Below are 9,140 nucleotides of genomic sequence, written 5' to 3'. Positions count from 1 at the left end.
GGCAAGAAAGTGCCACGATGTCTGCCCGTAGTTAATATCAGGCCGTCTATGCCTGGTTGTAGTTGTTGAATTAAATCCTTTTCGGAACTGAACGTCATAGGCTCAGGCAGTCCGAGTATTGATATATGAATCTGCAATTGCTCAAATTCGGGTCTGGATAACGGGGCAAACCTGGGATCCTGAAATGCGGCCGCCCGGGCATTGTGCGATACATCCATCACCAGGGGTTGGTGGGCTTCCAGAGTTCCTATACAACCTCTTAGTTGATCATTAATATTAAGTGTGACAAAAGTAGCGCGTTGTTGTTGCAGCTCAGGGGAGTAGTCGTCCAGATGTAATGTTTTCTCGAATTGGGCGTTTGAGCCTTGCTCGAGCGTATACTGTATAGATGCTTTTGCAATATCGTGTAAGGTTTGACGATCGGCTTCAGCTAAAGACATAAGAACCGTAACCTACAACTTGATCTTTTGGGCCGGCTGTGTCGCCAGAGTTTCTGCAATCCACGGTCGTGGCTGCCAGTTTGTGTTCCCTGGCGTATGCTAATAGTCCACGCACAGGGATATAACCGCAAGCATGTTGAGAGTCAACAGCGCGAATATCAAGTGCTTCAATTGCCTCGCAAGTATCCTGGTCCAGACGTTTGGCTGTCTGGTAGTCGTGATAGTGACTTAAATCTGAACTGATCACAAGCAAGGTGTCTTCAGAACTGCAAGCCAGGTTAATCAGTTCACTGACATCTTCCGGTGATGCGTCACCGGCTACGATGGGTACCAGGCTGAATTCGTTTAATGTGAGTTGCAGGAAAGGTAAGTGAACCTCCAGGCTGTGTTCCATTGAATGTGCCTGGTCAAGTTCGCTAATGAAAGGCAATTCATTGATTTTTTCGGTCAGAGCACGATTTATAGGGATATTACCCAGGGGAGTCGCAAAGTAGTCAGCACTACTGGTCGCCAGGCCTAACAGTGGAACACGATGCGATGGGCCAATTAACACAACATTGGTGATTTTATCTTTTATGGATTCCACATAATGATAGGCATGTGCTGCTACCGGCCCTGAATAAATATAGCCGGCATGAGGGGCGATAATAGCTTTGGTTGTCGCGGCCTTGTCAATAGGCGTATCACGTGCGCTGTTTAAGAAGCTTGATACCATTGCGCGTAATTCAACAGGATCAGACGGATAGAACATGCCGGCAACGGCGGTTGGGCGAATTTTGCTCTGATTCATCGCTGCTTTTACCTCACAGATCAAACAATTTGTGAAATAGTGTGCTTATACTTTTATTATAGGATCAATAGCATGGTTTTTGATGACAATCATTGATCGATGCCAAACAAAGTGTAATCTATAAAATATGAACAGCTGGCAACCACCACAATTTTTTCCTACTAAATACTGGCATATGCTGGATGACGGTCGTATCCAGTGTGATTTGTGTCCGCGGGAGTGTCATTTAAAAGAAGGGCAATTGGGTTTGTGTTTTGTTCGTGCTCGACACAATGATGCTATTGTCCTGACGACATATGGGCGTTCCAGTGGTTTTTGTGTCGATCCGATTGAGAAAAAACCCTTGAATCACTTTTTACCGGGAACATCGGTCTTATCCTTTGGTACTGCCGGATGTAATCTGGCGTGCAAGTTTTGCCAAAACTGGGATATGAGTAAATCCCGGGAAATGGATACCCTGGCAGATACTGCATCGCCCATCCAGATAGCGCGAGCGGCAAAAGAACTGGGATGTAAGAGTGTGGCATTCACTTATAATGATCCAGTCATTTTTATGGAATATGCCATTGATGTGGCGAAGGAGTGTAAAAAGCTGGATATCAAAACCGTGGCTGTCACGGCCGGGTATATTAGTGAAGAGCCGCGCAAAGAATTCTTTAAATATATTGACGCCGCCAATATAGATTTAAAAGCTTTTACGGAAGACTTTTATTTCCACTTAACAGGCGGTCATTTACAGCCAGTGTTGGATACCATCGAGTATGTCAAGCATCATACAAATACCTGGGTGGAACTAACAACGTTGTTAATCCCGGGGGAAAATGACTCCGACGACGAGATCGTTAAGCTGGCTGAGTGGGTGCGTGATCATGTTGGTTTAGATGTACCCCTGCATTTTTCAGCATTTCATCCCGACTGGAAAATGGTAGATAAACCACCCACACCTCCCGGTACATTATTGCGTGCGCGAGAAATCGCTCTTGAAAAAGGATTGCGCTATGTATACGTGGGTAATGTTCACAATGAAGCGGCGGACAGTACCTATTGTCATCAGTGCCATAAAAAACTCATTGGCCGTGATTGGTACGTATTATCGGACTGGAACCTGACCGATGATGGTAAATGTCGTTTTTGCGGCACGCCTTGCGCCGGTGTTTTTTCCGGTCCTCCCGGTGCCTGGGGGTCGAAACGTTTGCCAGTACGCATATCCCAGTTTGCTTGACGTATCCATAAGCGATTAAACATAATGAAAAGCAAATCCGTTTGCCGTCAATAATCTCATGGAAAATCTGTTTGCCGCAGCTTACCGCTGTATCCTGATTTGTGATCCTGCCGATAAAGTCGATCAAACCCGTCATATTGTGAAACAATGGCGGGAAGGGCAGTTGGCGTTGGAGAACAACGAGCCTCCCAAATCTATAACAATACCTGGAAGACCAAATAAACCATCGTTGGTAAATCCGCGGGAGTTGCCACGGAGGAGTTTTCATACGCCGGAAGGGCGAGCAGCACTGCTGCATGCCATTACTCATATTGAATTTAATGCAATTAACCTTGCCCTGGATGCCGTTTATCGGTTTCGTGACTTGCCGCAGGAATATTATAATGACTGGCTGAAAGTGGCAGATGAGGAAGCGCAACATTTCACGTTGTTACGTGATCGCCTGCAGCGATTAGGTTATGATTACGGTGATTTTGATGCCCACAACGGATTGTGGGATATGGCATTAAGAACTGCGCACGATGTGTTGGTGCGCATGGCGTTGGTGCCCCGGGTAATGGAAGCCCGCGGACTGGATGTGACGCCGGGTATGATTGATCGATTTAATGCGATTGGAGACCAGCAAAGCGTGGATGTGCTCAACGTGATACTGGAAGAGGAAGTAGGTCACGTAGAAATTGGAAGCCGTTGGTTTCATTATTTCTGTGATCAAAGAGAATTACCGCGCGAAAAAACTTACCTGGAATTAATGCAACAATATGCACAGGGCAGGGTCAAACCGCCATTAGACAGGGAAGCGCGCAAGGCCGCCGGTTTTACCGAACAAGAAATACAATACTTAGAGGGGTTGTTATGATGCAAGCATTTTGGAGTCAGGCGATGAAATCACAGAAGTCATCAACAGCAGTGTTAGTAGTTGTTATTTTATCGCTGTTAATGACAGCTTGTGAGACGACTGGCCCTACCAAAGAAGGTGAAGCAAAGTTTCCGGATGATAAAAAAGGTGTGTTCATAATGTACTCTGAGCGTGAGGAAGCGGGCACCCCGTTGTTTCGAAGTCGCATGTTCATAAACAACCATTACCTTTATATAGCTGACGATCGATTTCCCAATGACTTCCTGTTATTTGATCGTGACAAGCAGACTATATACAGTGTTACCGAAGCAAATAAAACCATCTTTGTTATTAAGCCAAAAGAAATTAAGGGCAAACCGCCCATCGAAATTACCTATAAAGAGGAGTCTCAACCAAGTTCCGCAATCCCTGCGGTAACCGGCCATAAAGCAACGCATTTCCGTTATTTTGCCAATGGTAAACATTGTTATGATGCAGTAACGCTGGAAAAGAAATTCTTACCTGAAGCGGTAGCGGCATTGAAGGAGTACCGCCAGGTATTAGCGGGTGAACACGCAAGTACTGTTCACAAGATGCCACCTGAGACTCATGAAGCCTGCGACCTGGCGTTAAATATCTATTACGCATCCAAGCACCTTGATACTGGGATACCCTTGCGAGAATGGGATCAGCGGGGATTTTTAAAGTTTATGGTTGATTATCGACTTGACTTTGAATTTGACGACGAGAAGTTGAAATTGCCCGAGGGGTATAGTGAATTTTCGGTCGGTGGATAAACAATTCACGCTTTGCCAACTGGTTGGTCGTGCTTGCTAAGCCTGTCAATTGACCGGCAAGGTCTGTAGTTCACATCCTTTTTCAGTACATTCCAGCAGGCTGCCCTGTTCGTACCAGTCTCCTAACACGATGCGCGTTCTCTGCTGGTTATCCAGGACGAATGTGTGTGTGTCAGGACGATGGGTGTGGCCATGGATCATCTGGTTAATATTATGCTCCTGCATAACTTGCTCCACAGTGTTCTGATTGGCATCCATGATTTCTTCCGCGATCGAACTGGTTTGTTTCTTACTTTCCTGTCTCGCCTGTTTTGCTATAGCGATACGTTCTTCCACTGTTTTGGCAAGAAATGCGGTTTGCCAGTCTTTATTGCGGACCTGTTGCCGAAACCGCATATAGTCAACATCATCGGTGCATAACAGATCACCATGACCTATCAACGTTTTGGTACCGTACAAATCAATGATTGATGGATCAGGTAGCAGGTTGCAACCGGTGATTTCAGCAAAATGATCCCCCATGAGGAAGTCACGATTTCCATGCATGACAAACAGTTTGCGGCCAGAGTCAGAATAATCGCGAAGGGCGTTTACAACTGTCTGTGCGTCGGGAGGAATAAAGTCGTCACCTAGCCAGACTTCGAACAGGTCGCCAAGGATATATAAAGCATCGGCTTCTTTTGCACGTGTTGCCATGAACTCGAGAAACAGCTTAATGATGTCGGGCCGTTCACCAGACAGATGCAGATCCGATATAAATAGTGTGCTCATGGTTTAACAGCAGCAGGTTTGACGTTAATCCACTATCTCGACCTGTTCGATGATGATGTCTTCTACCGGCACGTCCTGATGTCCTGCTTTGCTGGTAGTTGGTTGGGTTTTAATCTGGTCGACTACATCCATGCCGTTGACGACTTTACCAAACACACAATATCCCCAGCCGTTTGCGGTTGGCGCGGTGTAATTCAGAAAATCATTTTTAGCTATATTTATAAAGAATTGAGCTGTGGCTGAGTGTGGGTCTGGCGTGCGAGCCATAGCGATAGTGCCAATATCATTTTCAAGTCCATTGTCTGCTTCGTTTTCAATGGTGTCGCGGGTCTGTTTTTGCGACATACCCGGCTCAAAACCACCGCCCTGGATCATAAATCCGTTGATAACACGGTGAAAAACTGTGCCATCATAAAATCCATCTTTAACATACTGCTCGAAGTTTGCGGCAGTTTTTGGTGCTTTATCATGGTCCAGTTCGATTTCAATGGTACCTAAAGAAGTTTTCATTCTTATCATATTGATTGTCCTGTCAGGGTGTCGCCTGTAATAGTTCAGAAGTCTGTTATTGTGCTGGTACGGGTTCCATTACTGTCGCACTCTGGATAACGACGGGTGCTTGTGGAACATCTTTCGGGAATGGTCCGCCTGGTCCGGTGGGAATTTTACGAATCTTGTCCACGATGTCCATGCCTTGCACGACTTTGCCAAACACAGTGTACCCCCAACCACGCGATGTGGCGGAACGATAATTTAAAAAATCATTGTTAACGACATTAATGAAAAATTGTGCCGTTGCCGAGTGGGGAGCATTGGTTCTTGCCATGGCGACGGTGCCGCGATCGTTTTTCAAGCCATTATTCGCTTCATTCTGGATGGGGGCCTTGGTACCTTTTTTCTGGAAATTTTCTGTGAAGCCGCCACCTTGAATCATAAAGCCGTCAATCACGCGATGAAAAATGGTGCCATTGTAAAAGCCATCGTTTACATAACCCAGGAAATTGGCAACGGATTGCGGGGCTTTTTCCTGGTTCAACTCAATGACAATATCGCCCAGATTCGTCTGTAATTTTACGAGTTGTCCGGCCGCACTGGCTGTTGTCGATAAACCAAACACCACTATAAATAAAGCAACTCGCAGTAAACTGGATTTCATCACGTTTTTCATCACGTTGTTCATAGCATTTCCCTTACATTGACTCATATTGTGTAAATCGTGCCGATTCGCATTGCATCGGACAAACAGTTTTTCAATAAATCTCGATAGGCTAAAGAACCATTTGGCCGAAAAACGTCAATCATATAGCGTTTACTAAGGAAGCGAAAGGCCCATATTTCGTATAAAATAGAAAAATTACTTTATTCAGCAGAAGCTTAGATCTTTTTTAGCGGACGCGCTACGGACATTTTGTAGTCATGCGGGGATTGCTATAGTATGACCGGCCAACGTCGCGAGACAATTGAGACAGATCTAGGGCCTTAGAATTGGATTCGAACTTATGTTGCAAATATACAATAGCCTGACCAACCAGAAAGAAACTTTCGAGCCTATCGATTCCGACAATGTTCGCATGTACGTTTGTGGCATGACAGTCTATGACTATTGCCACGTGGGGCATGCGCGGGCCATGGTGGTTTTTGATGTGGTATATCGTTATTTGCGCAAGATCTATGGTAAATCCCACGTCACCTACGTGCGTAATATTACAGACATCGACGACAAGATTATTGCGCGCGCTATGGAAAACAACGAAGAATCCAGCGCCCTGACCGCACGCTTTATAGAAGAAATGTATCGTGACGCTGATTCCCTTGGCATATTACGCCCAGACCATGAGCCTCGTGCCACCCAGCATATTGACGAGATTATCGACATGGTAAAAGTGCTGATTAAAAAAGGCCTGGCATATGCAAAAGAAGGTAGTGATGTTTTCTACGATGTCAGCAAATTCGAAAACTACGGTGCTCTATCGGGTAAAAAGCCCGATGAATTGCGAGCCGGTGCGCGAGTAGAGGTGGATGAGAACAAGGATGATCCACTGGATCGCGTATTATGGAAGCTGGCCAAACCTGGTGAGCCTGCCTGGGATTCACCCTGGGGACCGGGTCGACCCGGTTGGGATATCGAATGCTCGGCAATGTCCACGCAGTGTTTAGGAAACCACTTTGATATACATGGCGGCGGACTGGATCTGCAATTTCCACATCATGAAAATGAAATCGCGCAGAGTGAAGGTGCGACAGAAGAAAAATTTGCCAATGTCTGGATGCATAACGGTCATGTGCGTGTGGATGATGAGAAAATGTCGAAGTCGCTGGGGAATTTTTTCACGATTCGCGAAGTCCTGGAAAAGTACGACCCTGAGGTTATTCGCTATTTTATCGTCAACAGTCACTATCGCAGTCCGTTGAATTATTCTGATCAGCACCTGGAAAATGCCAAAGGGAGTTTAACGACGCTCTATACTGCCTTGCGTGGACTGGACATTGATGCGGAACAGGATGAAATTAAAAACGAATATTCAGAACGCTTTTACAAGTCGATGAATGATGATTTCAATACGCCACAGGCGATTGCAGTATTGTTTGAACTGGCGCGTGAATGTAACAGGCGCAAAACTGTCGATCAGAGTAGCGCGATCGAATTTGCCGTTCAGTTAAGACAACTGGGCGGCATATTGGGCTTGCTGCAACGGGATGCTGAGGAATTTTTAAAATCCGATGTGAGTGAGAATGAATCGGGATTAAGCGCAGATGAAATAGAAGCCATGATCGAGCGGCGTAATTCGGCACGCAACAATAAAGACTTCGCTGAATCAGATCGTATTCGTGATGAATTAGCCGCGCAGGGGGTTGTGCTGGAAGACGCGGCTGGTGGCACTACATGGCGGCGTGAGTAACCGAGGAGTTTAATGCCTGGCTTTCTTAATTAATCTTAATTATTAACTAGAGTGCAATGAATCGGCAGCGTCGATGGTGTTTTCCAGCAGGGTTGCCACTGTCATAGGACCGACACCACCCGGTACGGGTGTAATGTACGCGGCACGTTGTTTGGCCACTTCAAAATCGATATCACCTATCAGCTTGCCTTGCTCGTTGCGGTTGATGCCAATATCGATCACCACGGCACCAGGTTTTATCCATTCGCCCTTTACGATTGATGGTTTACCAACAGCAACTATCAATAATTCTGCATTTCGCACCAGGCTTTCCAGGTCTTTGGTGAATCGGTGACAGACCGTCACGGTACAAGCCGCAAGTAATAGCTCCAATGCCATAGGGCGACCCACATGGTTTGAGGCACCGACGACCACCGCATCCATACCTCTTGCCTTAATGCCGGTTTTTTCCAGCAGGGTCATGACGCCACGAGGCGTGCAGGGCCGCAATACGGGTTGTCGCAGCGCGAGTTTTCCGACGTTATATGGGTGGAATCCATCAACATCTTTATCAAATCGAATGCGTTCAATGATCGTCCCATCAGGGATATGTTCCGGTAGTGGAAGTTGTACCAGAATACCGTCGATTTCCTCGTTAGCGTTTAAGTCATCAATAATAGCGAGTAATTCTTCCTTGCTGGTACTGGCCGGTAGATCGAATGCCAGCGATTTGAATCCCACTTCTTCGCAGGCCCGGCGTTTGCTGCCTACATATACCTGCGAGGCCGGATCTTCACCGACCAGAACTACAGCGAGTCCGGGGGGACGAAGGCCGTTCGCAATACGTTGTTCAACGCGTTTCTTAATATCTTGCCGCAGGGAAGCAGCGATAGCTTTACCGTCAATTACTTGGGCTGTCATAGGCAGAAGTGTTGATTCCTTTCCAGGGTTGGAGAATGCAAAATTTCCACGAAATTTGTGGCGCTATGATCTCACGCTTGTCACATTTCTCCAAGAGCTGTAGTGGGGCGAGGAACTGACGGCGGGTAAGCGTGGTCTCTATAATTTAGTACAACCGATATTGATTAAATTGTGCACTTGCGTAAAAGGGCCAACCCCCGTATCATGCGCAATCTTTTGAGATTTGCTAACAATTCCGCGAGCTTGAGTGGGCGTAGCATAAATAGCGAATCCGAGTCGTAAAAGTTATAATTAGCAATTCCGGGGTATAGCGCAGTCTGGTAGCGCGCCTGCTTTGGGAGCAGGATGTCGGGAGTTCGAATCTCTCTACCCCGACCAAATTTCGATCTGTTATGTTGCAGGGCACCTTGGACTAACCCTATTCAAGGTGCCTTTGTTATTATATAAGGGTTGTTTTTGATGTTTGTGCGCCCGTAGCTCATTTG

At 46.3% G+C, this 9,140-nt stretch carries 10 protein-coding genes and 1 tRNA gene; 5 read left to right on the top strand and 6 right to left on the bottom strand.

What is annotated here, in order from left to right; translation table 11 throughout:
* On the bottom strand, positions 1-440 hold a 440-nt coding region (amrA, locus tag ACWVCM_RS13905; RefSeq protein WP_455202363.1), incomplete at its 3' end, for an AmmeMemoRadiSam system protein A.
* Positions 427-1,230, bottom strand: coding sequence for an AmmeMemoRadiSam system protein B (gene amrB / locus ACWVCM_RS13900; protein ID WP_455202362.1), 804 nt, complete (start codon positions 1,228-1,230; stop codon positions 427-429). The genes amrA and amrB, both read right to left, overlap by 14 nt.
* Before the next feature lie 127 nt (positions 1,231-1,357).
* Between amrB and amrS the strand changes: the two genes are divergently transcribed.
* From amrS to ACWVCM_RS13885, 3 genes are read left to right on the top strand one after another with little or no spacing between them, the layout of a single operon-like run.
* Positions 1,358-2,452, top strand: coding sequence for an AmmeMemoRadiSam system radical SAM enzyme (gene amrS, locus ACWVCM_RS13895; protein ID WP_455202361.1), 1,095 nt, complete (start codon positions 1,358-1,360; stop codon positions 2,450-2,452).
* 58 nt (positions 2,453-2,510) lie between these two features.
* The gene (locus ACWVCM_RS13890) at positions 2,511-3,308 is read left to right on the top strand and encodes a ferritin-like domain-containing protein (protein ID WP_455202360.1); all 798 of its coding nucleotides are present in this window, start codon (positions 2,511-2,513) and stop codon (positions 3,306-3,308) included.
* Positions 3,305-4,084: a hypothetical protein gene (locus tag ACWVCM_RS13885; protein ID WP_455202359.1), complete on the top strand. Its 780-nt coding sequence runs from the start codon at positions 3,305-3,307 to the stop codon at positions 4,082-4,084. Before ACWVCM_RS13890 ends, ACWVCM_RS13885 begins: the two co-directional genes overlap by 4 nt.
* 45 nt (positions 4,085-4,129) lie before the next feature.
* On the opposite strand, the gene ACWVCM_RS13880 is transcribed toward ACWVCM_RS13885, so the two are convergent.
* The 3 genes from ACWVCM_RS13880 to ACWVCM_RS13870 are packed head-to-tail and all read right to left on the bottom strand — an operon-like array spanning position 4,130 to position 6,035.
* Positions 4,130-4,855, bottom strand: coding sequence for a UDP-2,3-diacylglucosamine diphosphatase (locus ACWVCM_RS13880; RefSeq protein ID WP_455202358.1), 726 nt, complete (start codon positions 4,853-4,855; stop codon positions 4,130-4,132).
* A 24-nt stretch (positions 4,856-4,879) separates the two neighbouring features.
* Entirely contained in the window at positions 4,880-5,374 is a 495-nt protein-coding gene (locus ACWVCM_RS13875) for a peptidylprolyl isomerase (protein ID WP_455202357.1), read from the bottom strand.
* A 46-nt stretch (positions 5,375-5,420) separates the two neighbouring features.
* Entirely contained in the window at positions 5,421-6,035 is a 615-nt protein-coding gene (locus tag ACWVCM_RS13870; protein ID WP_455202356.1) for a peptidylprolyl isomerase, read from the bottom strand.
* A 319-nt stretch (positions 6,036-6,354) separates the two neighbouring features.
* Between ACWVCM_RS13870 and cysS the strand changes: the two genes are divergently transcribed.
* On the top strand, positions 6,355-7,755 hold the full coding sequence (cysS, locus tag ACWVCM_RS13865) for a cysteine--tRNA ligase (RefSeq protein WP_455202355.1): 1,401 nt from the start codon (positions 6,355-6,357) through the stop codon (positions 7,753-7,755).
* A 42-nt stretch (positions 7,756-7,797) separates the two neighbouring features.
* Here the strand turns inward: cysS and folD are convergent, their stop codons facing one another.
* Positions 7,798-8,655: a bifunctional methylenetetrahydrofolate dehydrogenase/methenyltetrahydrofolate cyclohydrolase FolD gene (gene folD, locus ACWVCM_RS13860; RefSeq protein WP_455202354.1), complete on the bottom strand. Its 858-nt coding sequence runs from the start codon at positions 8,653-8,655 to the stop codon at positions 7,798-7,800.
* 301 nt (positions 8,656-8,956) lie between these two features.
* Here folD and ACWVCM_RS13855 point away from each other — a divergent pair.
* Positions 8,957-9,033, top strand: a tRNA-Pro gene (locus ACWVCM_RS13855).
* Positions 9,034-9,140 lie beyond the last annotated feature (107 nt).

This window comes from Kaarinaea lacus, assembly GCF_975902315.1.
The sequence above is the reverse complement of the archived record's forward strand: the minus strand, read 5'-3'. Positions and strand labels throughout refer to the sequence as shown.